Origin of the sequence: Vibrio sp. H11, assembly GCF_004804295.1 — a bacterium.
GTDB classification, from domain to species: domain Bacteria; phylum Pseudomonadota; class Gammaproteobacteria; order Enterobacterales; family Vibrionaceae; genus Vibrio; species Vibrio ostreae.
The window spans coordinates 1-25,329 of record NZ_SSHN01000001.1; the positions used below are offsets into that span (position 1 = coordinate 1).

25 protein-coding genes, 2 tRNA genes and 1 rRNA gene are annotated in these 25,329 nt (G+C 49.4%); 20 read left to right on the plus strand and 8 right to left on the minus strand.

What is annotated here, in order from left to right; all coding sequences use genetic code 11:
* From rrf to nfsA, 6 genes are all read left to right on the plus strand, one after another.
* Window positions 1–111, plus strand: a 5S ribosomal RNA gene (gene rrf, locus E6C74_RS00005); the annotation flags it as partial.
* A gap of 84 nt (window positions 112–195) precedes the next feature.
* Window positions 196–272: transfer RNA gene (locus tag E6C74_RS00010), tRNA-Asp, on the plus strand.
* Window positions 273–497: 225 nt separating this feature from the next.
* Window positions 498–574: transfer RNA gene (locus tag E6C74_RS00015), tRNA-Trp, on the plus strand.
* A 206-nt stretch (window positions 575–780) separates the two neighbouring features.
* Complete coding sequence (locus tag E6C74_RS00020; RefSeq protein WP_136482153.1) at window positions 781–1,698, plus strand: dienelactone hydrolase family protein; 918 nt, start codon at window positions 781–783, stop codon at window positions 1,696–1,698.
* 96 nt (window positions 1,699–1,794) lie between these two features.
* On the plus strand, window positions 1,795–2,127 hold the full coding sequence (locus tag E6C74_RS00025) for a DUF1904 domain-containing protein (RefSeq protein ID WP_136482155.1): 333 nt from the start codon (window positions 1,795–1,797) through the stop codon (window positions 2,125–2,127).
* 17 nt (window positions 2,128–2,144) lie between these two features.
* Window positions 2,145–2,867, plus strand: coding sequence for an oxygen-insensitive NADPH nitroreductase (nfsA, locus tag E6C74_RS00030; protein WP_136482157.1), 723 nt, complete (start codon window positions 2,145–2,147; stop codon window positions 2,865–2,867).
* A gap of 59 nt (window positions 2,868–2,926) precedes the next feature.
* Here the strand turns inward: nfsA and E6C74_RS00035 are convergent, their stop codons facing one another.
* From E6C74_RS00035 to E6C74_RS00050, 4 genes are read right to left on the minus strand one after another with little or no spacing between them, the layout of a single operon-like run.
* On the minus strand, window positions 2,927–4,312 hold the full coding sequence (locus tag E6C74_RS00035) for an MFS transporter (RefSeq protein WP_136482159.1): 1,386 nt from the start codon (window positions 4,310–4,312) through the stop codon (window positions 2,927–2,929).
* A gap of 51 nt (window positions 4,313–4,363) precedes the next feature.
* A complete protein-coding gene (locus E6C74_RS00040; RefSeq protein ID WP_136482161.1) occupies window positions 4,364–4,912 on the minus strand; it encodes a peptidylprolyl isomerase in 549 nt (182 codons plus the stop codon).
* A complete protein-coding gene (locus E6C74_RS00045; RefSeq protein ID WP_136482163.1) occupies window positions 4,905–5,480 on the minus strand; it encodes a YajG family lipoprotein in 576 nt (191 codons plus the stop codon). The genes E6C74_RS00040 and E6C74_RS00045 overlap by 8 nt, the downstream gene beginning before the upstream one ends.
* Before the next feature lie 37 nt (window positions 5,481–5,517).
* Window positions 5,518–6,651, minus strand: coding sequence for a methyltransferase (locus tag E6C74_RS00050; RefSeq protein ID WP_136482165.1), 1,134 nt, complete (start codon window positions 6,649–6,651; stop codon window positions 5,518–5,520).
* 213 nt (window positions 6,652–6,864) lie between these two features.
* Between E6C74_RS00050 and bolA the strand changes: the two genes are divergently transcribed.
* The 14 genes from bolA to E6C74_RS00120 all read left to right on the plus strand — a co-directional run bounded on the left by bolA (window position 6,865) and on the right by E6C74_RS00120 (window position 20,590).
* Window positions 6,865–7,173, plus strand: a complete 309-nt coding sequence (bolA, locus tag E6C74_RS00055) for a transcriptional regulator BolA (RefSeq protein ID WP_136482167.1) — start codon at window positions 6,865–6,867, stop codon at window positions 7,171–7,173.
* A gap of 480 nt (window positions 7,174–7,653) precedes the next feature.
* Window positions 7,654–8,994 (plus strand): Na(+)-translocating NADH-quinone reductase subunit A, encoded by a 1,341-nt coding sequence (locus E6C74_RS00060; protein ID WP_136482168.1) that lies wholly within the window; start codon window positions 7,654–7,656, stop codon window positions 8,992–8,994.
* A 5-nt stretch (window positions 8,995–8,999) separates the two neighbouring features.
* Entirely contained in the window at window positions 9,000–10,244 is a 1,245-nt protein-coding gene (locus E6C74_RS00065; RefSeq protein WP_136482171.1) for an NADH:ubiquinone reductase (Na(+)-transporting) subunit B, read from the plus strand.
* Window positions 10,234–11,001 (plus strand): Na(+)-translocating NADH-quinone reductase subunit C, encoded by a 768-nt coding sequence (locus E6C74_RS00070; protein ID WP_136482173.1) that lies wholly within the window; start codon window positions 10,234–10,236, stop codon window positions 10,999–11,001. Before E6C74_RS00065 ends, E6C74_RS00070 begins: the two co-directional genes overlap by 11 nt.
* The gene (locus E6C74_RS00075; protein WP_136482175.1) at window positions 11,001–11,633 is read left to right on the plus strand and encodes an NADH:ubiquinone reductase (Na(+)-transporting) subunit D; all 633 of its coding nucleotides are present in this window, start codon (window positions 11,001–11,003) and stop codon (window positions 11,631–11,633) included. The genes E6C74_RS00070 and E6C74_RS00075 overlap by 1 nt, the downstream gene beginning before the upstream one ends.
* Window positions 11,634–11,640: 7 nt before the next feature.
* Complete coding sequence (nqrE, locus tag E6C74_RS00080) at window positions 11,641–12,237, plus strand: NADH:ubiquinone reductase (Na(+)-transporting) subunit E (protein WP_136482177.1); 597 nt, start codon at window positions 11,641–11,643, stop codon at window positions 12,235–12,237.
* A 33-nt stretch (window positions 12,238–12,270) separates the two neighbouring features.
* Window positions 12,271–13,494 (plus strand): NADH:ubiquinone reductase (Na(+)-transporting) subunit F, encoded by a 1,224-nt coding sequence (gene nqrF / locus E6C74_RS00085; protein ID WP_136482179.1) that lies wholly within the window; start codon window positions 12,271–12,273, stop codon window positions 13,492–13,494.
* Window positions 13,495–13,685: 191 nt separating this feature from the next.
* A complete protein-coding gene (locus E6C74_RS00090) occupies window positions 13,686–14,693 on the plus strand; it encodes an FAD:protein FMN transferase (protein WP_136482181.1) in 1,008 nt (335 codons plus the stop codon).
* Between the two features lie 18 nt (window positions 14,694–14,711).
* A complete protein-coding gene (nqrM, locus tag E6C74_RS00095; RefSeq protein ID WP_020331624.1) occupies window positions 14,712–14,945 on the plus strand; it encodes a (Na+)-NQR maturation NqrM in 234 nt (77 codons plus the stop codon).
* Between the two features lie 194 nt (window positions 14,946–15,139).
* Window positions 15,140–15,373: a DUF2789 domain-containing protein gene (locus E6C74_RS00100; protein WP_136482183.1), complete on the plus strand. Its 234-nt coding sequence runs from the start codon at window positions 15,140–15,142 to the stop codon at window positions 15,371–15,373.
* 174 nt (window positions 15,374–15,547) lie between these two features.
* Window positions 15,548–16,612, plus strand: coding sequence for a DNA polymerase IV (gene dinB, locus E6C74_RS00105; protein ID WP_136482185.1), 1,065 nt, complete (start codon window positions 15,548–15,550; stop codon window positions 16,610–16,612).
* A 150-nt stretch (window positions 16,613–16,762) separates the two neighbouring features.
* Window positions 16,763–17,512, plus strand: a complete 750-nt coding sequence (locus tag E6C74_RS00110) for a DUF2884 family protein (protein WP_136483151.1) — start codon at window positions 16,763–16,765, stop codon at window positions 17,510–17,512.
* Window positions 17,513–17,564: 52 nt separating this feature from the next.
* Window positions 17,565–19,133: a diguanylate cyclase gene (locus tag E6C74_RS00115; protein WP_136482187.1), complete on the plus strand. Its 1,569-nt coding sequence runs from the start codon at window positions 17,565–17,567 to the stop codon at window positions 19,131–19,133.
* A 101-nt stretch (window positions 19,134–19,234) separates the two neighbouring features.
* A complete protein-coding gene (locus tag E6C74_RS00120; protein ID WP_136482189.1) occupies window positions 19,235–20,590 on the plus strand; it encodes a sodium-dependent transporter in 1,356 nt (451 codons plus the stop codon).
* Between the two features lie 92 nt (window positions 20,591–20,682).
* Here the strand turns inward: E6C74_RS00120 and E6C74_RS00125 are convergent, their stop codons facing one another.
* The 4 genes from E6C74_RS00125 to E6C74_RS00140 form a co-directional block, all read right to left on the minus strand.
* Window positions 20,683–21,783 (minus strand): succinylglutamate desuccinylase/aspartoacylase family protein, encoded by a 1,101-nt coding sequence (locus E6C74_RS00125; protein WP_136482191.1) that lies wholly within the window; start codon window positions 21,781–21,783, stop codon window positions 20,683–20,685.
* Window positions 21,743–22,648 (minus strand): 30S ribosomal protein S6--L-glutamate ligase, encoded by a 906-nt coding sequence (gene rimK / locus E6C74_RS00130; protein ID WP_136482193.1) that lies wholly within the window; start codon window positions 22,646–22,648, stop codon window positions 21,743–21,745. Before rimK ends, E6C74_RS00125 begins: the two co-directional genes overlap by 41 nt.
* Window positions 22,648–23,088 carry an ATP-dependent zinc protease gene (locus E6C74_RS00135; protein ID WP_136482195.1) on the minus strand — a complete coding sequence of 147 codons (441 nt, stop codon included), beginning with the start codon at window positions 23,086–23,088 and terminating at the stop codon, window positions 22,648–22,650. Before E6C74_RS00135 ends, rimK begins: the two co-directional genes overlap by 1 nt.
* 324 nt (window positions 23,089–23,412) lie before the next feature.
* Window positions 23,413–24,885, minus strand: coding sequence for an aminoacyl-histidine dipeptidase (locus E6C74_RS00140; RefSeq protein WP_136483153.1), 1,473 nt, complete (start codon window positions 24,883–24,885; stop codon window positions 23,413–23,415).
* Between the last annotated feature and the right edge of the window lie 444 nt (window positions 24,886–25,329).

Here is a 25,329-nt window from a genome sequence, read left to right on the forward strand (position 1 = left end):
CGACCATAGCGTTTTGGACCCACCTGACTCCATTCCGAACTCAGAAGTGAAACGAAACAGCGTCGATGGTAGTGTGGGGCCTCCCCATGTGAGAGTAGAACATCGCCAGGCTTTAATTTCTTGCTTCAGTTTGCTCCTTTTTAAGGAATAGCCTGAAAGCAAAAACGAGAAAAGACTTTATAGTCTGACCCATGCGGAGCGGTAGTTCAGTTGGTTAGAATACCGGCCTGTCACGCCGGGGGTCGCGGGTTCGAGTCCCGTCCGCTCCGCCACTTATTTATAGGGTTCGCCCTATGGTTGAACAAGTCCCGCTTGAACGCAAGCCCGGCCGTTCCACCACTTTATTCTGAGTGTCGACTCATTAAAAACGAACTACAGGAGTGTAGCTCCAATTGGCAGAGCAGAAGATTCCCCTGATTTTGCGAATTGGCGTGTGTTGGGAGTTTGAATTTCTTCAAGACCCAAAGTATCCAGATACAATTTGATGACCTATTTCTAGGGGTGTAGCTCCAATTGGCAGAGCAGCGGATTCCAAATCCGCGTGTTGGGAGTTCGAATCTCTCCACCCCTGCCATATTAAGAAGCCTCAGCAGTAATGCTGGGGCTTTTTTACGCCTGAATATTGGTGAAGTTTAGCTCCAATTGACAGAGCTGTGGATTATCTTGCTGAGCTTACTTCCCCCCGATAGTAAATTTTACCTTGTCGATTCGGGCAATTTGTCTTATTTCATCTAAGCTTTTTGGTACTGGATTATGCATCTGTATGACAAGGATATTGCTATGCGCAGCACCACTTCTTCTCAATCTCAACCGATCCTGGAGTCTCATGACATTCCTCAGGAAGCGTTTGACTGGTATGACGAATATGCCCACGGCATCATTGACCGGCGTGAGTTCATCAAGCGCTTGTCTGGTCTGGCCGTCGTCGGGCTGACTGTTTCGAGTTTAACCTCAGTATTGATGCCTAACTATGCTTTGGCGGAGCAGGTTTCGTTTAATGACCCCAAAATCAAAGCGACTTATACCGAGTTCGATTCACCTCTCGGACATGGTAAAGGTCGTGGCTACCTGGTGATGCCGAAAGAGATGTCCAAACCGCTGCCGGTGGTTTTAGTTGTGCATGAAAATCGCGGTTTGAATCCCTATATCGAAGATGTCGCCCGTCGTCTGGCTATGAACGGCTTCATTGCTTTTGCTCCTGATGCGCTCTATCCACTCGGCGGTTATCCTGGCAATGATGATGATGGTCGTGCAATGCAAAGCAGTCTGGATCGTGAAAAAGTTGAACAAGACTTCATCGCTGCGGCGCGTTTTATCAAGTCTTATCCTGGATCCTCTGGCAAATTAGGCGCGGTCGGATTCTGTTTTGGTGGCTATATCGTCAATATGCTGGCTGCTGTTATACCGGATGAATTGAATGCAGGGGTGCCATTTTATGGCACGCCAGCGGCTGAGAGTTTGCGCGCTCAGGTTAAGGGCCCACTACTGATTCATTTCGCTGAGCTGGACAAGCGCGTTAATGATACATGGCCGCAGTATCAACAGGTCTTACAAGGTAATCAGGTGCCTTATGAGGCGGTGATTTATCCGGGTGTGAACCATGGTTTCCATAATGATTCGACTGCTCGTTACAACGAAGAAGCTGCCGAATCGGCCTGGGGGAAAACGTTGATCTTTTTTGATACACACCTGATTTGATGGTGTGTGGGATATCAATGAAACAAATTGAGTGGCATAAGGTCGAACCTCCATTTTTAAGCTGTTATTATGCTTTGAAAAAGAGGAAGTAAATTTATGCCACATTTTCGTTTTCGCGCGGTAGAGCCGCAGACGGTACAAGTCTTATCAAAAAGTCTGATTGATGAACTAGAGTCCATCATGCAGTCGCCACGTGCTGATTTTACCTTTGAATATATCTACACAACGTTTTTCTTTGAGGAAGAAGTCTCCCCGGCTTATCCGTTTGTCGAAGTCCTCTGGTTCGATCGGGGCCAGGAAAAGCAGGATAAGGTTGCCGAGATCATTACCCGTCAGGTGCGCGATGTGATCGGCGAAGAGCTTAATGTCGCGGTTATTTTTACCGCGCTGAAGCCAGAACAGTACTACGACAATGGCCAACATTATTAATTACGGGAGAGCTGGATATGAACAGTGTCATTGAAACGATTCAGGGCCATCGCTCGATTCGGTCTTTTACCGATACACCGGTATCCAAAGAGCAGTTGGATACTATTATTGCATCAGGCATTTCTGCCTCCTCTTCCAGCTTGTTACAAGTTGTTTCTATCATCCGGGTTACCGATCAGGAGAAGCGGGCTAAGCTCGCTCAACTGGCGGGTAATCAGGCGTATGTCGAGAGCGCGGCGGAGTTTCTGGTGTTCTGTATCGACTATCAGCGTCATTACGCGATGAACCCGAATGTCAAACCTGAGTTTATGGAACTGACTTTAATCGGTGCGGTTGACTCAGGTATTATGGCGCAGAACTGTTTGCTAGCTGCAGAATCTATCGGTCTGGGCGGCGTCTACATCGGTGGGTTGCGTAACGCGCCGGATGAGGTTGATGCACTGCTTGACCTGCCTCCTTATACTGCGGTGCTGTTTGGTATGTGCCTTGGAGAACCGGATCAGGATCCCCAGCTCAAGCCTCGTCTCAGCCCGCAGGTAATCGTGCATGAGAACAGCTATCAGCCACTCGATCATGCTTTGATCGAACAATACGATCAGACCATGCTCGAATACTACCGCTCCCGCTCAAGTAACGCTAAGCAGCAGGGCTGGTCTGAGCAAATCACCACTAAGCTCAGTCAGGAGTCCCGACCTTACATGCTGGATTATTTGCAGCGGAAAGGGCTGGCCAAGCGTTAAGCTAATAAAAAACCGCCGGCAGGCGGTTTTTTATTTAACCATTCAGACGGTCTGGGAGATTAATCGCTTTGCTTGACCGATGAGACGTCGTCTTGATGTTTTTGCTGGGCATTGCGCAGCATATCTGTGAAGTAGTGACGCAGCGAATAAAGCATAATCAGGCTCGGAATTACCATGACAGCAGTCAGGATAAAGAACAGCGACCAGTTATCGAGTATCTCGGCCAGATTACCACTGAACGATGCCAATACCGTACGGCCAAAGTTACCCAAAGATGCTAATAAAGCGTACTGGGTGGCGGAAAAGGCCTGGCCGGTAACTACGGTCAGGAAGGAAACAAATGCCACGGTAGAGAAAGCGGTGGTGAAGTTGTCGACAAAAATAGTTGCTAGCAACAGATGCTCATTTGGTCCGACTTCGGCAATCCACGAGAACATCAAATTACTGGCCGACATTGCAATGCCGCCAATCATCAGGCCACGCACAATACCAAACCGCACGTTAAACATGCTGCCGATAAAGGTAAACAGCATGGTCATTCCCCAGCCAATCAGTTTGGAGTAATAGCCAATTTGTTCATTACTAAAACCGATTTCCTTATAGAAGGCGATCGACATCCGGCCTAAGAACGCTTCCCCTATCTTAAACAAGAATACGAACAGCAACAGGGTCAGGGCCACCTGAGTGCCGTTACGGCGAAAGAAGTCAACGAAGGGCTCAATCAGGGTGACACTCAGCCAGCGGCCGAGCTTTGAATGGACATACTTGCTATGGCGACTCTCTGCTTGTTGTTGCAGTTGATCGCGCAGGGTTTTGGGCTCACCCACTAACAGGGTAAAAAACATCAGCAGTACCACAATGGCGGCCATCCCGAGGTAAACCTGATTCCAGCCGACCTGGTCTGCGTTGACAAAGGCCAGATAACCCGGCAGCGAATAGCCGGTCCACCAGCCGATGACGGCCATAGCTGAAGCCTGGGGCAGCTTGGAGGGCTCTGATTTAGGAAAGCTGTCAATACGAAACGCATCAATGGCGATGTCTTGGGTAGCTGAAGCGGTGGCAATGGCCAGTGCCAGCATGGAAGTGAGCAACAGGTTACTAGCCGGGTCGACCTTGGCAATCGCCAGTGTACAGAGTAGAACCAGGCTTTGGCAGAAAAATATCCAGCTACGGCGCTGACCGAGCAAGGGTTGCAGCAGCGGTAGTTTTACCCGGTCAACCAGAGGTGCCCAGAGGAAATTAATCGCGTAGACCGAGAACACACTGCCAAAGTAGCCGATGGCAGATAAGGTTAACCCGGCATCTGCCAGCCAACCGGACATACTGGATCCAATCAGCACCCAAGGGAAACCACTTGAACAGCCGAGCATGAAAACCCAAAGTAAGCGGCGGTCAAAGTAACTAAGCACGGTTTCTTTCCAGGTATAAGACTGGTCGCTCTGCATGAATGATTCCTTAAAACCAGGGCCCTGATAATTGTCAGAGCCCTGATGAGATTACTTGATGAGGGTGGCTTTGGTGATGACGATAGGAGTTTGCGGTACATCGCCCATGCGACCAACCGAGTGAGTCGGCTGTTTCGCCATCGTCTGAATGACACTAAAACCTTCAACCACCTGGCCGAATACCGCGTAACCCGGTGGACGTTGATTGTAATCGAGGAAATTATTGTCAGTCAGGTTGATGAAGAACTGGCGTGTCGCAGAATTCGGATTCGCGGTACGTGCCATAGCGATGGTCGCAGTATTATTGGCCAGGCCATTGCTTGCTTCATTTTTGATCGGTGCGTAGGTCTTGAGCTGATTCATGTCTTTATCATAGCCACCGCCCTGAGCCATAAAGCCCGGGATGATACGGTGGAACTGACTACCGACATAACTGCCGTCTTCGACATATTTGAGGAAGTTCGCACTGCTGATCGGTGCTTTTTCATCATTTAACTCGACAGTGAAATTACCCAGCGTCGTTTCAAATTCTACTTTCGGTCCGGCCCATACAGCGCTGCTGCTGAGCAGCGCCAGTGCCGTTAGCCACAGTTTAGCCACGGAAACGGTCCTTCATGTAAGTTTGCAATTCTTTATCGTTAGAGATCTCTTTGAGCACTAAGTTCACCACATCGTTAAGAACGTTCTCGATGTCTTCGTCAGATGCGCTCAGTGCAGCCGTACGTTTTGCTGTGCCGTTGTAGCTTTTCACCAGTTTGCCTTGTGGTGTTTCTGCGGTCAGTTCTAGGGTTACTTTTGCATCCATCTGGTTTTCAAAAATGGAGTGGGTGACGTTAACCAGAGCTTCCTGAACTTCCAGTGTCACTGTGTTTTCACTGTTCACGGTCAGCTGGAAGCCTTGAGAAGCGAACTGTTCAGACAGGGCATTTTCCAGTGCGATACGTACGTTTTGCTTGGCATGGACCGGTTCAATATTGTTGCGGCCACTGTCAACCAAAGCGACATACTGCGCAGAGCGAACATCTTTACTGACCAGAGTAAAGGTGCTGTTTTTGACAATGTCACTGCGGCTCAGCACTGGCTGAGGCATAAAGTTAAGCTGGGGCTGCTGAGGGGCTGAACACGCCGTCAACAGAGCGATAGACGCCGCGAGAACCAGTTTCTTCATGGTCAATTCCTTTCGTTTAGTGAGCATGCTTAAATGCTTATTTCTTAATAGCCTGTAAGATAACAAATTTCTTATTGCTGGCGACAGTCTTTACTTGAGAGCGGCCAAATAATCTCGTCAGTTTTACATCGTAGCCGAGGTGACGATTGCCGATCACTAATAATTTGCCACCCTTACTGAGAACATGCTTTGAGTCACAGAACATTTGCCACGCAATATGGTCGGTAATCGCCTGCTGTTGGTGAAAGGGCGGATTGCACACCACCAGTTGAGTGCTGTTGGCCTCGAAACCATCCAGGCAGTTGTTGGTAATACAGGACACATTTCGCTCGCCCTGCAGGTTGCTCTGCAGGTTTTGCCGTGCCGATTCGGTCGCCATAAAGCTTTCATCCACGCAAGTAATGCGCGCCTGTGGATTAAGTTGACCCATTCGTACCGATAACACGCCGTTACCACAACCAAGATCAATAAAATGTTCCAGCTTTTCATCACTCGGCAGGTGAGGTAATAAAAATCTTGCCCCTTGATCCAGGCTTTCTCCGGAGTAAACGTTCGGCAGATTATTCAGCGTGATGTCACTGTTTTCCACTTGCCAGCGTGTATCCGGACCGACGTCAAGTATGACCTGGCTATTTGGCTGGCTGAACACTAAACGATGTTTTTTCCAAGCCAGAGAGGTGGCGGTGCTACCCAGGTACTTCTCAAACAGCTTAAGCGTCGAGGTATGGATCTCTTTCGCTTTGTTGACGGCGATAACCTGACACGATGTTGGCAGGTGCTGCCTTAACTGACTAAGTTGCCATACTAAGTGACGGTTATTACGCGGTATTTGCATGATGACCAGATCGACATCGTCAGGTATATCATCCAACGTGGTCAGTAATGTCACCGGGGCGCAATGGTTGTGTTGTAAGTTATTCAGCGCGGCCTGATGGGCGATATACGAGTCGCTCATCATAGTGACCCGATGCTGGTCAGCGAACCAGCAGCTCAGCGCTCCAAAGCTGTCGTTGAGGACCAGGATGTGGCTGTCAGCCGGCAAGCCCGACTCTTCAACATGATTAATCAGATACTCGTCACCGGCGTCCCAGGCTTGCAGCGTCTCATTGTTACGCGGCGGGAAACGGTTTAGCGTGAGATGGCGTTCGTGAAGTGAAAGCTCAGTTTTCATATTTGCAATGTAGTTAATGACAAGTCGCGGCCATTGTCTCAAATGGACATGGATGTTGAAACCAAAACCTTTCTCTTCCCGTCATGCACGAGTAAACTAAGCCACGTATTTAAAGGCCGACAGCCTTACATGACACTTTTTACGTTAAGCCGCTATGCTGGTGTTGAGCCATCCGGTTTACGTTTATCCGCGTTCGCGTGACAAGGAATACCTATGATTCAAGAAGTGATTGAAACTAAATTACATAATGCTTTTCAGCCAGAGTATCTTAAAGTTATAAATGAGAGTTATATGCATAATGTTGCGCCTGGTTCGGAAAGCCATTTCAAAGTGATTGTGGTCAGTGACAGCTTTGCCGGACAGCGTTTACTGGCGCGTCATCGTCAGGTCAATCAGGCATTGATGGAAGAGCTATCAAATCATATCCATGCGCTGGCGATTCACACTTATACGCCACAAGAATGGAATGAGAAGGAAAACAGCGCCCCGGACAGTCCGATGTGTGTCGGTGGTGGCCATTAAGTGTAAACATTACGCGATCGGGTGCAAGAGTGTGCAAATGCTTAACACCTTTTCAACAAGTGGCGTTAATAAAATTAAAATTAAGCATTGTTTTAGTCAATAAATGTGTGACCCAGTGCGCGAAAACCGTCGCACTAGTTAAGTGTGCGGTGCTTCAAATTTATGGTCAATACATCGGTCTGCTTCTTCATTTAACCCCAAATAAAGCGACTGATGAGGGGATTGATCATGGCATCAAGTTCCGAAAAGGTGCTAGAATATCGCACCTGATAAATCTCACTCTGACTAGGTGCTGAGATTTTTAATAGGATGTTGCGGTTTTGGCTTTTTACAGCCAGAAGCGGACACTGAAAATGTCGTGTCTAGAGACAGTCCACTTCTGCAGTCGCTTCTATTCATGCAAGCTCGCAGAGTTCAGTGCGTCTCGAATTTACGCAATTAAAGAATCTTTTTCCCGATAAAAAAGTAGTGCAAGTGCGTATGATTACAATAAAAAAGGGTTTGGACCTTCCTATCGCAGGAACTCCATCCCAGGTGATTAGTGATGGCAAAGCCATCAACAAAGTCGCCTTGCTTGGCGAAGAGTACGTTGGCATGCGTCCTACGATGCATGTTCGCGTAGGTGATGAAGTAAAGAAAGCTCAAGTTCTTTTTGAAGATAAGAAGAATCCAGGGGTTCTGTTTACTTCACCAGTCAGCGGTAAAGTTGTTGAAATCAACCGTGGTGCAAGACGTGTTCTTCAATCCGTAGTGATTGAAGTAGCAGGTGATGACCAGGTAACTTTCAACAAGTTTGAAGCCAATCAGCTAGCTAGTCTTGACCGTGAAGCGGTGAAAACTCAACTGGTTGAATCTGGTCTTTGGACATCGCTGCGTACTCGTCCGTTCAGCAAGGTTCCCGCTATTGATTCCACCACGAAGGCAATCTTTGTTACGGCAATGGATACCAATCCATTGGCAGCAGAGCCGACGGTGATCATCAATGAGCAATCCGAAGCCTTCGTTGCTGGCTTGGATGTGCTGTCTGCCCTGACTGAAGGCAAAGTTTACGTGTGTAAGAAAGGCAACAGCCTGCCACGTTCTTCTCAGTCTAACGTAGAAGAGCACGTCTTTGACGGTCCTCACCCTGCCGGTTTGCCTGGCACTCACATGCATTTCCTGTACCCGGTAAATGCAGAAACAGTGGCTTGGAGCATCAACTATCAAGACGTTATCGCGATTGGTAAGCTGTTCCTGACTGGCGAACTGTTCAGTGAGCGTGTGGTGTCACTGGCTGGCCCTGTCGTAAACAAACCACGTCTTATCCGTACCGTTTTAGGTGCAAGCCTTGACCAACTGACCAGCAATGAAATCATGCCTGGTGAAGTACGTGTTATTTCTGGCTCTGTGCTGTCTGGTGTAAAAGCATCTGGTCCTCATGCTTACCTTGGTCGCTACCATCTGCAAGTCTCTGTACTGCGTGAAGGTCGCGAGAAGGACTTCCTGGGCTGGGCTATGCCGGGTAAGAACAAATTCTCAGTCACCCGTGCCTTCTTGGGTCACCTGTTCAAAGGTCAGCTGTTCAACATGACCACAACAACGAACGGTAGTGATCGATCAATGGTACCAATCGGTAACTATGAAAAAGTATTGCCGCTGGACATGGAGCCGACTCTGTTGCTTCGTGATCTGTGTGCCGGTGACTCCGACAGTGCGCAAGCACTGGGCGCACTGGAACTGGACGAAGAAGATCTGGCGCTGTGTACCTTTGTATGTCCGGGTAAGTACGAGTACGGTCAGCTTCTGCGTGAGTGCTTGGACAAGATTGAGAAGGAAGGGTAATTTTCATGGGCCTCAAAAAGTTTCTTGAAGATATCGAGCCTCACTTTGAACCAGGTGGCAAACACGAAAAATGGTTTGCTCTGTACGAAGCTGTTGCGACAGTTTTCTACACCCCTGGCTTGGTGACGAAAAAAAGCTCACACGTTCGTGATAGCGTTGATTTGAAACGTATCATGATCATGGTTTGGCTAGCAGTATTCCCGGCCATGTTCTGGGGTATGTACAACGTTGGTGGTCAGGCTATCGCAGCACTAAACCACATGTATGCGGGTGCGCAACTGACCTCTATCATCGATGGCAACTGGCATTACTGGTTGACAGAGATGCTGGGTGGCACGCTTGCGTCTGACGCGGGGTGGGGCAGCAAAATGCTGCTGGGTGCGACTTACTTCCTGCCTATCTACGCGACAGTCTTTATTGTCGGTGGTTTCTGGGAAGTGCTGTTCTGTATGGTGCGTAAGCACGAAGTTAACGAAGGTTTCTTTGTTACTTCTATCCTGTTCGCATTGATCGTTCCGCCAACGCTGCCACTATGGCAAGCGGCTCTGGGTATTACCTTTGGTGTCGTGGTTGCTAAAGAGGTGTTCGGTGGTACAGGTCGTAACTTCCTGAACCCTGCTCTGGCAGGCCGTGCATTCCTGTTCTTTGCATACCCGGCGCAAATCTCTGGTGACCTGGTTTGGACTGCGGCAGATGGCTTCTCTGGTGCAACAGCACTGAGCCAGTGGGCACAAGGCGGTAACGGTGCTCTGGTGAACTCGGCAACTGGCCAGGCAATTACCTGGATGGACGCTTTCATCGGTAATGTTCCTGGTTCTATTGGTGAAGTATCGACGTTGGCTCTGGCTATCGGCGCTGCATTTATCGTTTACATGGGGATTGCTTCATGGCGCATCATCGCAGGTGTGATGATCGGTATGATAGCGCTGTCGACCCTGTTTAATGTGATTGGTTCAGATACCAACGCAATGTTCAGCATGCCTTGGCACTGGCACCTGGTTTTGGGTGGTTTTGCATTCGGTATGTTCTTCATGGCGACTGACCCTGTTTCCGCTTCATTTACCAATAAAGCGAAGTGGGCATACGGTATTCTGATTGGCCTAATGTGTGTGCTTATCCGCGTGATTAACCCGGCTTACCCTGAGGGTATGATGCTGGCGATTCTGTTCGCGAACCTATTTGCACCGCTGTTCGACCACATTGTGATTGAGAAAAACATCAAACGGAGACTAGCGCGCTATGGCAAGTAAGAACGATAGCATTAAAAAGACGCTGTTTGTTGTTATTGCATTGAGCCTGGTGTGCTCAATCATCGTATCGACAGCGGCAGTGGGTCTGCGTAGTAAACAGCAACGTAACGCCCTGTTAGACAAGCAAAGCAAAATCATCGAAGTGGCTGGCATTCAAGAGTCAGGTTCAGTTCCTGAGCTGTTCGCTCAGTACATTGAACCGCGTCTGATTGACTTCAAGACAGGTAATTTTGTCGAAGGTAACGCAGCGCAATTTGATCAGCGCGCAGCAGCGAAAGATCCTGCTGAGTCAATCAAACTGCCAGCGGATGAAGACTTCGGTAAGATCATTCGCCGTTCAAATACCGGTGTTGTTTACCTGGTCAAAGACGGCGACAAAGTATCGAAAGTGATTCTGCCGATTCACGGTAACGGCCTGTGGTCTATGATGTACGCTTTTGTTGCAGTAGAAACAGACGGCAACACTGTTGCGGGTATTACTTACTACGAACAGGGTGAAACTCCTGGACTGGGTGGCGAAGTTGAAAACCCATCTTGGCGTGCCCAGTGGCCTGGTAAGAAGCTGTATGACGAAAACCACAAACCAGCGATTAAAATCGTGAAAGGTGGCGCGCCAGCAGGTTCTGAGCACGGTGTTGATGCTCTGTCGGGTGCAACACTGACCAGTAATGGTGTTCAACATCAATTCGACTTTTGGTTGGGTGACATGGGCTTTGGTCCGTTCCTGACAAAAGTTCGTGACGGAGGTCTGAACTAATGGCTAGCGCAAAAGATCTTAAAAAGAGCATTGTCGCGCCGGTATTGGATAACAACCCAATCGCGCTGCAAGTTCTTGGTGTCTGTTCTGCTCTGGCAGTAACGACTAAGCTGGAAACAGCATTCGTTATGACTCTGGCGGTAATGTTTGTTACTGCTCTGTCTAACTTTTTCGTGTCTTTGATCCGTAACCACATTCCGAGCAGTGTTCGCATCATCGTGCAGATGGCGATCATCGCATCACTGGTTATCGTGGTAGACCAAATCCTGAAAGCATACCTGTACGACATCTCTAAACAGCTGTCGGTATTCGTGGGCCTGATCATTACTAACTGTATTGTAATGGGTCGCGCAGAAGCATTCGCGATGAAGTCAGCACCGGTTCCGTCGTTCATCGATGGTATCGCTAACGGTCTGGGTTACGGTTTTGTACTGATCACTGTGGGCTTCTTCCGTGAGCTGCTGGGTTCAGGCAAAGTGTTCGGATTGGAAGTACTGCCTCTGATCAGCAAAGGTGGCTGGTACCAGCCAAATGGTCTGATGCTGCTGGCACCTTCAGCGTTCTTCTTAATCGGTTTCCTGATTTGGACGATCCGTACCTTCAAACCTGAACAAGTAGAAGCGAAGGAGTAAGGGCGTCATGGAACATTATATTAGTTTGCTGGTTAAATCGATTTTCATCGAGAACATGGCACTGTCTTTCTTCCTGGGTATGTGTACCTTCCTGGCGGTATCTAAGAAAGTTAAGACATCATTTGGTCTGGGCATCGCGGTAACTGTCGTACTGACTATCTCTGTACCCGTTAACAACCTGGTTTATAACCTGGTTCTGAGACCTGATGCGCTGGCTCCGGGAGTCGATCTTAGCTTCCTGAACTTTATTACCTTTATCGGTGTTATTGCGGCGCTGGTACAGATTCTGGAAATGATCCTCGATCGTTTCTTCCCGCCTCTGTACAACGCGCTGGGCATCTTCCTGCCGCTGATCACAGTAAACTGTGCGATCTTCGGTGGTGTATCTTTCATGGTACAACGTGACTACAACTTCGGTGAATCTGTGGTTTACGGATTCGGTTCTGGTCTGGGTTGGATGCTGGCTATCGTCGCTCTTGCAGGTATCCGTGAGAAGATGAAATATTCTGACGTGCCTCCTGGTCTGCGTGGTCTGGGTATTACCTTTATCACAGCGGGTCTGATGGCGCTGGGCTTTATGTCTTTCTCTGGTGTTCAACTGTAAGTCGGGTAAACCGCAACAATAAAGGAATAGTCAATGGACATTATTCTTGGTGTAGTGATGTTTACTCTGATTGTTCTGGCTCTGGTTCTGGTGATTCTGTTCGCCAAATCTAAGCTGGTACCAACAGGTGACATTACAATCTCTATCAATGGCGATCCTGAAAAAGCGATCGTGACCCAACCAGGCGGTAAGTTGCTGAGTGCCCTGGCGGGCTCTGGCGTATTCGTTTCGTCTGCTTGTGGTGGTGGTGGCTCTTGTGGTCAGTGCCGTGTGAAAATTAAATCTGGCGGTGGCGACATTCTGCCTACCGAGCTTGACCATATTACTAAAGGTGAAGCGCGTGAAGGCGAGCGTCTGGCGTGTCAGGTTGCAGTGAAAAATGATCTTGAGCTGGAACTGCCAGAAGATATCTTTGGTGTTAAGAAGTGGGAATGTACTGTTATCTCTAACGATAACAAAGCCACTTTCATCAAAGAACTGAAACTGCAGATCCCGGATGGCGAATCAGTCCCATTCCGTGCTGGTGGTTACATTCAAATTGAAGCACCTGCTCACCATGTTAAGTACGCCGATTACGACGTACCGGAAAAATTCCGTGGTGACTGGGATAAATTCAACCTGTTCCGCTACGAGTCTAAAGTGGATGAGCCAATCATCCGTGCATACTCAATGGCGAACTACCCGGAAGAGTTTGGCATCATCATGCTGAACGTGCGTATCGCGACTCCGCCGCCAAACAACCCAGACGTACCACCAGGCCAAATGTCTTCTTACATCTGGTCACTGAAAGAAGGTGATAAGTGTACAATTTCTGGTCCGTTCGGTGAGTTCTTCGCTAAAGATACTGACGCAGAAATGGTCTTTATCGGCGGTGGTGCTGGTATGGCTCCGATGCGTTCACATATCTTCGACCAGCTGAAACGTCTGCAGTCTAAACGTAAGATGTCTTTCTGGTATGGTGCACGTTCACGTCGTGAAATGTTCTACGTAGAAGATTTCGACATGCTGCAAAGTGAGAACGATAACTTCGTTTGGCATTGTGCACTGTCTGATCCTACGCCGGAAGACAACTGGGATGGTTACACTGGCTTCATCCACAACGTACTGTACGAAAACTATCTGAAAGACCATGAGGCGCCTGAAGATTGTGAATACTACATGTGTGGTCCACCAATGATGAACGCAGCTGTTATCGGCATGCTGAAAGACCTTGGTGTTGAAGACGAAAACATCCTGCTGGATGACTTCGGTGGTTAATCCACAGTAAGTGATATCTTTATGGCTGGCTCGTTTGAGTCAGCCATTCTTTTTTGGCTCTCTGGTCTGGGTATCAATATATTCACACCGAGACATACCTGAGTAGATATAGGTAAATAAGGCGAGGAGCCTGCTGACCGTCGGGATTCGGATTTCCCTATATCTATTTACTGACCTCAAGGAGTAAACAAGTGAAAAACTGGCTTGTTGCATTCGCATCCTTATTGCTGTTGGCCGGTTGCGAGCAGCCACCTCAGCAAGTGCATTTAAGTGGCCCGACGATGGGCACGACCTACAACATCAAATACATAGTTCAGGATGGCCAGCCGTCCTCACAAGCTTTGCAAACCGAAGTGGATCGCTTGCTGGAGCAGGTCAACGATCAGATGTCGACCTACCGTAAAGATTCAGAACTGAGTCGTTTTAATCAGCATCAGAGTACTGAGCCGTATGAGGTTTCAGAGCAGACTGCCACTGTGGTTAAAGAGGCAATTCGTCTTAATCAGGTGACGCAAGGCGCACTGGATGTGACCGTTGGTCCGCTGGTCAATCTGTGGGGCTTTGGCCCGGAGGCGCGTCCGGAAGTGGTACCGAGTGATGAGGAACTGGCCGAGCGGAAGGCTAATGTCGGCATTCACCATCTGAGTGTGGATGGCCATAAGCTGAGTAAAGATCTGCCGCATCTGTATGTTGACCTGTCAACGATTGCCAAAGGCTGGGGTGTGGATGTGGTAGCCGATTATCTACAATCACAGGGCATTCACAACTACATGGTGGAAGTGGGCGGAGAAATCCGGCTCAAAGGTCGTAATCGTGATGGTGTGCCGTGGCGTATTGCGGTTGAGAAACCCACCGTTGATGAGCGCAGTGTACAGGAAATCATTGAGCCGGGTGACATGGCGATTGCCACCTCCGGTGATTACCGCAATTACTTTGAACGCGATGGTGTCCGTTACTCGCACATTATCGATCCACAGACTGGGCGTCCTATACATAACCGTGTAGTATCTGTTACCGTATTAGATAAGTCCTGTATGACGGCCGATGGTCTGGCGACCGGCCTGATGGTATTAGGCGATAAAAAAGGTATTGAGATTGCGGAGCAAAACCAGATTCCGGTCTTTATGATTGTAAAGACTGACGACGGTTTTAAAGAAGTCGCATCAAGTGCTTTCAAGCCTTATCTCAACCGTAATTAACTGAGTGAGCGTGGAATTATGAATACTTTTCTGATTACATTCGGAGTATTTCTGGCTGTTATCGCTGCGATGGCGGTCGGCTATATCTTCCAGAAAAAAGTAGTAAAAGGCAGCTGCGGTGGTCTGGGTGCGGTTGGCATCGAGAAAGTGTGTAACTGTCCCGAGCCGTGTGATGCGCGTAAGAAGCGTGAAGCCCGAGAAGCAGCCCGTGCGGAACGCATTGCCGCCTGGGAAAAAGATCGCATTGCGTAACCCGTTGCCACTGCTTAAAACGTAATAACAGAGAAAACCGGCTCAGGCCGGTTTTTTTATACCTGCTGCCTGACAGATGCTTTCGCCTGGCAACGCTATACTCAATGAGCGAGTTCGGATATTTATTGTGTCCTGACACATCAGATTGTTTTAAGCACTCATGGGATCAGAGCAATCCCCTTATTGGAGGAACTATGGAACTGCATCAACATGGTATGGCGGAGCTGTTTGAACAGCTCGGGTTAGGCAGCAGTCCGCAGGAAATGCGCGATTTTATTACTCAGCATAAGCACCAGCGCGACAGCGCGCCTTTATATGAGGCGGGATTCTGGAGCGCATCTCAGGCGCATTTTCTCAAACAGGCGATTGAGCAGGATGCAGATTGGGCCGAGCTGGTGGATCAGCTGGATGTCATGCTGCGTCCCTGAAATATTGCGTCAGCCATAGCGTTAGTCTTCAGGCAGAAAAGCCTCATTTGTTTATCCGCTGAACGGACAGATTAACGCAGATAGATGAATTGTTGCTCATGCTGATCGATTCGCAGCTTAACTGGTGTATACTGTTTTTTTAAACAGTAATTCATCATCACTGACTGAACAAAGATGGCCGAGCGGATTCGTAAAATTATCCATATTGATATGGACTGTTTCTATGCTGCTGTGGAGATGAGGGATAATCCTCACTACCGCGGCCGGCCGATGGCTGTCGGCGGTTCAGAGAAGCAGCGTGGCGTGTTGAGCACCTGTAACTATGAAGCCCGTAAGTTCGGTTTGCATTCCGCGATGCCGACTGCACAGGCCATAAAACTGTGCCCGGGCCTGCTGGTGGTTCCCGGGCGCATGTCGGTATATAAAGACGTTTCCCGCCAGATTCATGCCATTTTTCAACGCTATACCGATTTGATTGAGCCATTGTCGCTGGATGAAGCCTATCTGGATGTCACCGCATCACCGGCTTACCACGGTAGCGCGACTCTGATTGCTGAAGCCATCCGGCGTGATATCTGGAATGAGCTGCATCTGACCGCGTCGGCCGGGGTCGCTCCGGTTAAGTTTCTTGCCAAAGTCGCCTCCGATATCAACAAACCTAACGGCTGTTATGTGGTGACGCCGGAACAGGTTCAGGACGTGGTCGATAAGCTGCCTTTGGGTAAGATACCCGGAGTCGGTAAAGTCAGTCTGGAAAAGCTCAACCAGGCCGGCTTTTTTGTGTGCGAGGATATTAAAAACAGTGATTACCGTGAGCTGCTGCGCCGTTTTGGTCGCTTGGGAGCGTCGTTATGGAAGAAAAGCCACGGCATTGATGAGCGAGAAGTCGTGGTCGAACGCGAGCGCAAGTCGGTCGGGGTCGAGCGAACCTTCAGCCACAATATTTCGACTTACGAGGAGTGCTGGCAGGTGATTGAGCAGCGTCTTTACCCTGAACTGGATGCCCGTCTGACCCGCGCCTCGGCCGAGCGCGGTATCATCAAGCAGGGGATTAAAGTGAAGTTCGCCGATTTTCAGCAGACCACCATCGAGCACATTCACCCACAACTTGAACTGGACGATTTTAAGCTGTTGCTGAGCGAGGTGCTCAAACGGCAAAAAGGACGCGAAATTCGCTTGCTTGGATTAAGCGTAATGTTAAAGCCGGAAGATCAGATCCGGCAACTGAGCTTTTTTTGAATCCGCCACGCTTGCGCTTTATTTGGCGACAGCATATGCTGCGCAGCCTTGACGATGGTGACATCAGTCAGAGTAATAACTGACACGCGGTTAACCAAGTGCTGAATGGTTTTGGTTATGGTGAGCAAAAACAGACAAACTGAGGCTATGATGAAAAAGTTAGTATTAGTGATTTCTTTGTTATCCAGTGGCTCTTTGTGGGCGGCTCAGTGCCAGACGGTGGATGTGAAAAATGAACTGCGTCTTAGCCGTGGCTCTGATGTTGAAATCCATACCGCCAATGGCGCGACAGCCTTACTGGATCACGACAACAACCTGTATTTGTCAGGCCAGAAACAGGCGCTGAATTCCGAGCAGCAGGATGCGCTGGAGTCCTACCGTGAAAGTATCGCCGATGCGTTACCGAAAGCGCGCCAGGTCGCCCAGGATGGCGTTGCCATGGCCAATGATATTCTGGACGATGTGGCTGACAGTATCGATGCGCCACAGGCGTTTGACAAGGTCAAACAGTCACTGCAGCAGTTTGTGACGGATATTGAAGCCCGCTACCAAAAAGAGGGCGACTGGGTTCTGCCGGCGGATACGTTTGAATCCATGAGCCAGCAATGGCAGCAGGATTTCGATAAAGCCCGTGCTCTGTTTACCCAGGAATTTCTCAGCGGTGCCTTTGATGCGATTGCCGCCAAAATGAATCAGGATGGTGGCATCAACCTGACCGAGCTGGGTAATACCATGGCACAGTTGCGCTCGCGACTGGAACAGAGATTCAGTGAGCATTCACAAACCATCGAGGAAGAGCGCCAAGAGTTATGTGATTCGCTGGACGAAATGGTGCAACAAGAGCAGCAACTGCATAAAAAGATACCTGAACTCAAGAATTATCAGGTTTTTACGATCTAAAATAAAAGGGCGCGACAGCGCCCTTTTTCGTATTCCCGGTTAGTTAGGTGCCATGTTACTTTCCAATATCAGTATTCGTTGGTTAACTGCGATTACCGCCACCTGTGTGGTGGTCTGTTTTGTGGTGTTTTATCTCACGTTTAAATATTTCTGGTCATTTGAACGTGAGACGCAACATGCTCTGCTTTTGCAGCATGAAGAGAGCAAGCGGGTCGAAACCGTGATCGCGCTGGAAAAGCAGGAGATGGGCAGCTCAATGGCGGACTATGCGGCCTGGAATGACATGGCCGATTATATCGTCTCGCCTGATCCCAGCTTTGTTGAAGACAGTATCGGCATTCATGCGTTTACTTCCCAGTCGCTGGACGGGATCTTCATCTTTGCTCCTGATGCCAGTCTGGTGTGGGGGATGCAATATGATGATGAAGCCGGTCAGCAGATCAGCTATGACAGCTTTATTCCTTATTTCCCGGTCATGCTGCGTGAGTCGCAGCGCTCTTCGGCTGACATGGTTGATCCGAAAGTGCGTTTCGTTGTCATCGATCAGGAGCCCTATCTGGCGGCGGCATCAAGGGTGTGTGACAGTGAAGGATTCAACTGTGACAAAGGGTTTCTGATCTTTATGAAGAAGGTTCGTAGCCAGTTTGAGAGCGTCGTCGAACAGGCAACCGGGATTGATATTGATGTCCTGAGTCGGGCGCCTTTTACTTCTTTACCTGCTAAACAAATCAATGTTACTTACCTTACTCCGCTCGATTTTCAGGGCCATGCGAGTGTGCTGTTCAAATTGTTGCATCAGGTTAAGCTGCCCGATTTTATTCGCACTGACGAAGTCATTGCGCTGATTTGCTTCTCGTTGTTGCTGTTTTTTGTCAGCTTACTCATGGTGGGTTATCTGGTGCGGCCGATCACCCAAGCCAATATGGCGCTGGAGAACTTTAAAGCGTCACGCGGTAAAATGCCGGACGAAAGCTTGTTCGTGTCACGCGAAATGAAGGATTTTGCCCGCGCAATTAATCGGATTTTTGCTGAGCTTGAAGAGAACCGCAATAAATTACGCTGGCAATCTGATCACGATCCTCTGACCCGGCTTTCTAACCGCCGTAAGCTGGAGCGGGAACTGAAACACTTTATTGCTGAACTCAAATATGACTGGTTAGCGGTCTATCTGATCGATGTCGATTACTTTAAGCTGTATAACGATTACTACGGCCACCTTGAGGGCGATGAGGTGCTCAAATCGGTTGCGCAGGCTTTGGAGCAGATCGACTTTAGTGGCGATAAAGTAGTGGCCCGTTTTGGCGGTGAGGAGTTTTGTGTCGTTCTGGCCGGAGACCGTGAGCCTGATACCGGCCATTATGCCGCGCAATTATGTGCACAGATCCGTCAGTTGGCGATCCCACACCAGCGTTCCCCTTTAGGAGGAACGGTAACTGTCAGTATCGGTGGCGTCAAAGCGTTTCAAGCGGGACTCGATGATTATCTGCACTTGTTCCATCATGCGGATGCCGCTCTGTATCAGGCTAAACATACCGGGCGGAATCGCTATCAAGTGCTCGACTGGCAACCTGGCAAACAGAAAAACCATATTGGCTCTCCTTTGCCACACAAATTAAGCTAAAAATACGATTTATCCAGTAAACCATTCTTTTACTCATTGAGTATTTTGTTGCTTTATATTAGTGTACTAGCCAACTAGTTTAATGGTATGTGTGAGTCGTAATGGCACAGAACAATTCTCGAGAAACCTTTGGATCCCGTCTGGGCTTTATTCTGGCTGCGGCCGGTGCTGCGGTCGGATTGGGCAATATCTGGGGGTTTCCTACTCAGGCCGCCAGTAATGGTGGCGGAGCCTTTCTGCTGGTCTATCTGATCCTTATCTTTGTGGTTGCCTATCCGATGTTGGTGGTCGAAATGGCAATTGGGCGCTATGGCCAGGCCAATCCGGTTGATAGTATGCACTCACTTAACGACAATCCTGTGGCCAAACGTATTGGTGGTTTGGTCGGTTGGATTGGCCTGAGTGTACCAAGTGCCGTGCTGGCTTTTTACAGCATTGTCGGTGGCTGGATCCTGTGCTACATGTTTGGCGCCATGAGTGATGTACTCGGTCTGACTGACGCTGCTGCATGGTTTAAAGGTTTTTCGGTTGAGCGTAATTTATTTGGTACCTTGCTGTTTTATGTCCTGACGATTCTGATTGTGCAGGGCGGAGTGAAGCAGGGAATTGAAAAGTGGTCGACCCGTTTAATGCCGGCGCTGTTTGTCCTGTTTGCCGTCCTGTTTGTCTACATCATGTTCCAGCAGGGGGCGGTGGAGGGCTTACAGCATTATTTGCTCCCAGACTTTACCAAGATTTGGGATCGTGACCTGATTCTGGCCGCGATGGGGCAAGGCTTCTTTTCTCTCACCATTGGCGGTTGCTCAATGCTGATTTACGGTTCGTACCTGAGCAAAAAAGAGAATCTGCCGAAAATGGCGATGAGCGTCACCTTAGTCGATACAGCGGTCGCGTTTATTGCCGGTCTGGTCGTAATGCCGGCGATGTTTGTTGCGATGCACAAAGGGGTTGAAATCTATGCCCAGGATGGTTCTCTGCTCAGCTCGGACACGCTGGTGTTTACCGTTCTGCCACTGATGTTTGACAGCCTGGGGCTGCTTGGACAGTTGTTTGCGATTGTTTTCTTCCTGCTGCTGACGATAGCCGCTTTAACTTCATCGATTTCGATGCTGGAGTGTCCGGTTGCTCTGGTTAGTGAACGCCTGAATACCAAACGTACCCCCACCAGCTGGGTGCTGGGCGGTCTGATTGCGCTGTTTAGTGTGGTGATTGTGTATAATTTTGGCGTGCTGTTTGGTCTGGTGGCAAAGACAGCCACACAGTACCTGCAGCCGACTGCGGCGCTGATGTTCTGTCTGTTCGGTGGTTGGGTTTGGAAACGTAACGAGAAATTCAATGAGCTGCGCCAGGGATTTCCGGAGTTCAGTCACAGCCTGTTTGGCAGAATCTGGCCTTGGTACGTGCGTTTTGTCTGTCCGCTGCTGGTGATTACGGTTATCTGGGCATCATTTGGTTAACGCTGGCTGTGAGATAATGCACAACAAAAAGCCCCTGCACAAGTGCAGGGGCTTTGTCTTTCTGGTTCAGCGCTATAACGGATAACAAGCCGTTACAGCGGGGATGGAGGCATGATCTGGCCCGTGGTCAGCGGTTCGAGATCGGTATCAGCCACTTCTTCAATAAAGTCGCCGACAACCTGTTCGACCACATCATCACGCTGGGTAAAATAGGCCAGATGGAACACGGCATCGCCTTCATTAACCAGTGGCAGAGTTTGCTGACCAATCACAATACCGCCTTTATTAGCCTTGATTTCGACCTCTACGTTCCCCAGCGGGGAGTTGATATACGCCAGAACCTGACCTTTATCTACCCGATCGCCCAGCGACACCACAGTGCGCAGGATACCGTCTGCTTCGGCGCGCAGCCAACTGGTGGATTTGGCAATCACGGAGGTCGGCAGTTTCTTGCGGCTGGCTCGTAACATACCCACCGCCTGCATTACCCGTTTAACGCCCACAATGCCGGCATTAATGGCAATAGGCTCAAAGCGCAGAGCTTCACCGGCTTCATAGGTCAGGACGGTAATACCGGCTTTTTCTGCCTCACTGCGCAGTGAGCCGTTACGCAGCGGCGAATCAATCACTACCGGCGTTGCAAACGCCTGTGCGATACGTAATGTTTCTTCGTTGCTTAAATCGGCACGAATCTGCGGCAGGTTGGTACGGTGAATGGCACCAGTATGCAGATCGATGATGTAATCGCAGTTGAGAGCAACCTGAGAAAAGAACGTATGCGCCATACGTGAGGCAAGCGAGCCTTTTTCGCTGCCCGGAAAGCAACGGTTGAGATCCCTGCGGTCCGGCAGGTAACGGGATTTATGAATAAAGCCAAACACATTGACGATCGGCACCGCTATCAGGGTGCCTTTGAGTTTTTTCGGGTCGATGGTGCTGTTGAGCTGGCGGACAATCTCAACGCCGTTGAGTTCATCGCCATGAATGGCGGCATTCACCATCAGAACCGGACCCGGAGCGTAACCGTGGATGATTTCGACCGGAATTGACAGCGGTGAATGGGTGTAAAGCTTCGCCGCTTCCAGCTCGATGACTTTTCGGCTGGCTGGGGGAATGGTCTCCCCCAGAAATTGGTAGGGTATCTGTTTTCTGTTAGCCTTTACCACGTGTTTTAGTCCTTTTACTGGCCGCATTTTTTTCAATGAATTCGACAATCATTCCTGCGATGTCTTTTCCGGTTGCAGCTTCGATGCCTTCCAGGCCCGGCGATGAGTTGACTTCCATCACCAATGGTCCGCGCTCAGAGCGCAGCAGATCGACACCCGCGACATTGAGCCCCATCGCTTTCGCCGCGTCAATTGCGGTTTTACGTTCGGTCGGGGTTATCTTAATCAGTGAAGCCGTACCGCCACGATGCAGGTTAGAGCGGAATTCGCCTTCTGCGCCCTGACGTTTCATCGCTGCGATGACTTTGTCACCGATGACGAAGCAGCGGATATCAGCACCGCCGGCTTCTTTAATGTATTCCTGTACCATGATGTTGGCTTTCAGGCCCATAAAGGCCTCGATAACGCTTTCCGCTGCTTTACGGGTTTCGGCCAGAACCACACCAATACCTTGTGTGCCTTCCAGCAGTTTGATCACCACTGGCGCGCCGCCCACCATGTCGAGCAGGTCTTTGACATCATCCGGTTTGCTGGCAAAGCCGGTAATTGGCATACCGATGCCTTTACGGGACAGCAGCTGCATCGAGCGCAGTTTGTCGCGTGAACGGCTGATAGCCACCGATTCGTTAACCGGATAAACCCCCATCATCTCGAACTGGCGCAGGACAGCAGTACCATAAAAGGTGACTGAGGCACCGATACGTGGAATGATGGCGTCAAAGCCGGAGAGCTGTTCACCCTTAAAGTGAATTTCCGGCTCTTGTGAATTGATATTCATATAACAACGCAAGGCATCGATCACTTTGACCTCGTGGCCGCGTTGCTTACAAGCCTCGATCAAGCGCTTAGTTGAATACAAAGACGAATTACGAGACAGAATACCAATTTTCATTATTTACACTCCTCGAAAGGGATCAAAAACGATGCTGTAGGATCGACAATGATTCTGTGGTGCATTGCGGTGCGCCCCAGCAGCATACGGAAAGCCATGTTTTCACGGTTGGTCAGGGTAATTTCTGCCGGCCAGGTTTGTCCGCCCAGACAGATCTCAGACTGAACCACATAGCGGGTTTCTTCATGGCCTCCTGAGTCACGTACCGTGCGCTCATCGACCACTTTAGCTTCACACACGACGACGTCCGCATCATTATGTTGGATTGGGTGCATCCAGAAACGAACCCAAAGTTCATCTTGGTTACGAAAGCTCTCGATCTTAAATGCATGTAAGCAAGACGTTCGGGCTCCGGTATCGATCTTTGCGTTAATTTTATCAATGCCTAAAGCTGGAAGGCTGAGAGTTTCTCGCCATCCGACAATCATTTTTTCTTTCATTGCAGTTCATTATTTGGAGAATTTCAGACACGGATCTGGCCATCAGACGTAAGAGTCGAACGTAAAGCCGCATCCCCGATACCACATCATAATGGCGTTATCGCTTGAATAGAGTTTGGTGATTAACTCAGGGAACTTCAAGGAGGCGAACTCTATCAGTGATTAATCAATATTAGCTAACGAATAAAATTTTCCGTATCGACAAAAAATATTAATAACTTATTTGTGAGCTGCCACGCAAGAAAGTCGCTGTGTGCCGGCCAATAAGCCTGTGGGCAGGGAGAAGGAAAAGCAGCCGGGACGCGATGTCCCGGCTGAGGGGGATCAGTCTTTGGCCGGAATGTTTTCCAGCAGGGCGACCATTTGTTGCCAGAACAGACCCACGGTATCTATCTTGACCTTTTCGTCCGGGGAGTGAGGAAATTTAATCGTCGGACCGAAAGAGACCATGTCCATGTCCGGATACGGCTTTTTAAACAGACCGCATTCCAGGCCGGCATGAATGACCATGATGTTGGGCTTATGGCCGTAGATGCCTTGATACATATCACGGAAAATCTGCATGATTTCTGAGTCCGCATCCGGCTTCCAGCCCGGGTAAGCGCCTGAGAACGTGATCTCAGCACCGGCCAGTTCAGCGACGGAAGCCAGCATGCCTTCCGTCTGGCTGCGGCCGGAATCGATGAGGGAGCGAATCAGGCACAATACCTTGATCGTATCCTGTTCTGAGGTAATCACACCGAGATTGAGAGAGGTTTCCACGACACCTTCAATTTCATCACTCATGCGCATCACGCCGTTCGGGCAGGCATTGAGTGCGGCGATCAGGCGCTGTTGATCGGCCAGTATCAGCACTTCTGCCTGACTGTCGGATGCTTGGTTATAGCCAACCAGATTGGTTTCGATTCGGCCCAGCTCGCTTTGCAGCAGTGCGATATACGCCTGGAACAAACTATCAAGTTTATCCTGGTTGGTGGCCGGCACCGCCAGTGTCACAAACGCTTCACGCGGAATGGCGTTACGCAGGCTGCCGCCACGAAATTCAATCAAACGCAGGTCCAGCTCAGCGGCGTGAGCGGCAAGAAAACGCGCCAGCAGCTTGTTGGCATTGCCGCGTCCGGTATGGATATCGACACCGGAGTGACCGCCTTTCAGACCTTTCAGGATCAGTTGACGAGTGACGTAACCGGCCGGTTGTGCCTCACGGCGGATGTTAAACGTCAGCGCTGCATCTACGCCACCGGCACAACCCATGTAAACTTCGCCTTCCTGCTCGGAGTCGGTGTTGAGCAGGATATCGCCTTCCAGCCAGCCGGCTTCAAGGCCGAAAGCCCCGCTCATACCGGCTTCTTCATCGATGGTCAGCAGGACTTGCAGTGGTCCGTGTTTGATCTCATCGGATGCCAGCACCGCCAGACAGGTTGCCATGCCAATGCCGTTATCGGCACCTAATGTGGTGCCTTTCGCTGTCACCCACTCACCATCAATGTACGGCTGGATAGGATCGCGGAGGAAGTCATGATCGGTGTCTTCATTCTTTTGCGGCACCATATCGATATGAGCCTGCAGCACGACCGCTTTCTTATGCTCCATGCCCTGAGTGGCCGGTTTCTTGATAAACACGTTACCGGTCGGATCACGACGGACTGCCAAACCCTGATCTTCAGCCCAGCGGATGATAGCTTGGGCTAACGCTTCTTCATGTTTAGACGGATGAGGGATCGAACAGATCATATCGAAAAACTGCCAGACAGGCGCAGGTGATAATTTACTGATTTCAGAATGGAACTCAGACACAGTTAACTCCTTTTGCATAACATTTCCCGAATTTTTACTGGTTATTTTTTAATTTCCGGAGAAATTAACTGATATCGGGCTGTGACATGGTGAATCTACACAAGAGCATATCACTATGCGCAGAGAGGGTGTAGTGCTATTCATTACCGTATACATTCCGGGTAGCACAGTCGTGTTTGCTGCGCTGTAATCTGAATCACACTATAAGCAACTCATTGCTTTCATGAAGTGATTTTTTTAGCATTCAGACTGATTGTTTTGTAATTTAATTACCAAAAAATTCAAATTAAAGTCACTTTGTGTGATTTATGTGATTTTTGTCACCTTGTGTATTGTAATAAAATTTCTTGGTGGTATATTTATAACCACTTCGCAAGCGAAGCAAAAATGCTCAAAGGATGAGTCCGATTTATCGCCTCCAGGGAACCGAGAAATCAAAACACA

What these genes read in the sequence shown, in the direction of transcription:
- E6C74_RS00020 (WP_136482153.1), top strand. Translation starts at nt 781, where the DNA reads ATGCGCAGCACCACTTCTTCTCAATCTCAACCGATCCTGGAGTCTCAT.
- E6C74_RS00025 (WP_136482155.1), top strand. Translation starts at nt 1,795, where the DNA reads ATGCCACATTTTCGTTTTCGCGCGGTAGAGCCGCAGACGGTACAAGTC.
- nfsA (WP_136482157.1), top strand. Translation starts at nt 2,145, where the DNA reads ATGAACAGTGTCATTGAAACGATTCAGGGCCATCGCTCGATTCGGTCT.
- E6C74_RS00035 (WP_136482159.1), bottom strand. Translation starts at nt 4,312, where the DNA reads ATGCAGAGCGACCAGTCTTATACCTGGAAAGAAACCGTGCTTAGTTAC.
- E6C74_RS00045 (WP_136482163.1), bottom strand. Translation starts at nt 5,480, where the DNA reads ATGAAGAAACTGGTTCTCGCGGCGTCTATCGCTCTGTTGACGGCGTGT.
- E6C74_RS00050 (WP_136482165.1), bottom strand. Translation starts at nt 6,651, where the DNA reads ATGAAAACTGAGCTTTCACTTCACGAACGCCATCTCACGCTAAACCGT.
- bolA (WP_136482167.1), top strand. Translation starts at nt 6,865, where the DNA reads ATGATTCAAGAAGTGATTGAAACTAAATTACATAATGCTTTTCAGCCA.
- E6C74_RS00060 (WP_136482168.1), top strand. Translation starts at nt 7,654, where the DNA reads ATGATTACAATAAAAAAGGGTTTGGACCTTCCTATCGCAGGAACTCCA.
- E6C74_RS00065 (WP_136482171.1), top strand. Translation starts at nt 9,000, where the DNA reads ATGGGCCTCAAAAAGTTTCTTGAAGATATCGAGCCTCACTTTGAACCA.
- E6C74_RS00070 (WP_136482173.1), top strand. Translation starts at nt 10,234, where the DNA reads ATGGCAAGTAAGAACGATAGCATTAAAAAGACGCTGTTTGTTGTTATT.
- E6C74_RS00075 (WP_136482175.1), top strand. Translation starts at nt 11,001, where the DNA reads ATGGCTAGCGCAAAAGATCTTAAAAAGAGCATTGTCGCGCCGGTATTG.
- nqrE (WP_136482177.1), top strand. Translation starts at nt 11,641, where the DNA reads ATGGAACATTATATTAGTTTGCTGGTTAAATCGATTTTCATCGAGAAC.
- nqrF (WP_136482179.1), top strand. Translation starts at nt 12,271, where the DNA reads ATGGACATTATTCTTGGTGTAGTGATGTTTACTCTGATTGTTCTGGCT.
- nqrM (WP_020331624.1), top strand. Translation starts at nt 14,712, where the DNA reads ATGAATACTTTTCTGATTACATTCGGAGTATTTCTGGCTGTTATCGCT.
- E6C74_RS00100 (WP_136482183.1), top strand. Translation starts at nt 15,140, where the DNA reads ATGGAACTGCATCAACATGGTATGGCGGAGCTGTTTGAACAGCTCGGG.
- dinB (WP_136482185.1), top strand. Translation starts at nt 15,548, where the DNA reads ATGGCCGAGCGGATTCGTAAAATTATCCATATTGATATGGACTGTTTC.
- E6C74_RS00110 (WP_136483151.1), top strand. Translation starts at nt 16,763, where the DNA reads ATGAAAAAGTTAGTATTAGTGATTTCTTTGTTATCCAGTGGCTCTTTG.
- E6C74_RS00115 (WP_136482187.1), top strand. Translation starts at nt 17,565, where the DNA reads ATGTTACTTTCCAATATCAGTATTCGTTGGTTAACTGCGATTACCGCC.
- E6C74_RS00120 (WP_136482189.1), top strand. Translation starts at nt 19,235, where the DNA reads ATGGCACAGAACAATTCTCGAGAAACCTTTGGATCCCGTCTGGGCTTT.
- E6C74_RS00125 (WP_136482191.1), bottom strand. Translation starts at nt 21,783, where the DNA reads ATGCGGCCAGTAAAAGGACTAAAACACGTGGTAAAGGCTAACAGAAAA.
- rimK (WP_136482193.1), bottom strand. Translation starts at nt 22,648, where the DNA reads ATGAAAATTGGTATTCTGTCTCGTAATTCGTCTTTGTATTCAACTAAG.
- E6C74_RS00135 (WP_136482195.1), bottom strand. Translation starts at nt 23,088, where the DNA reads ATGAAAGAAAAAATGATTGTCGGATGGCGAGAAACTCTCAGCCTTCCA.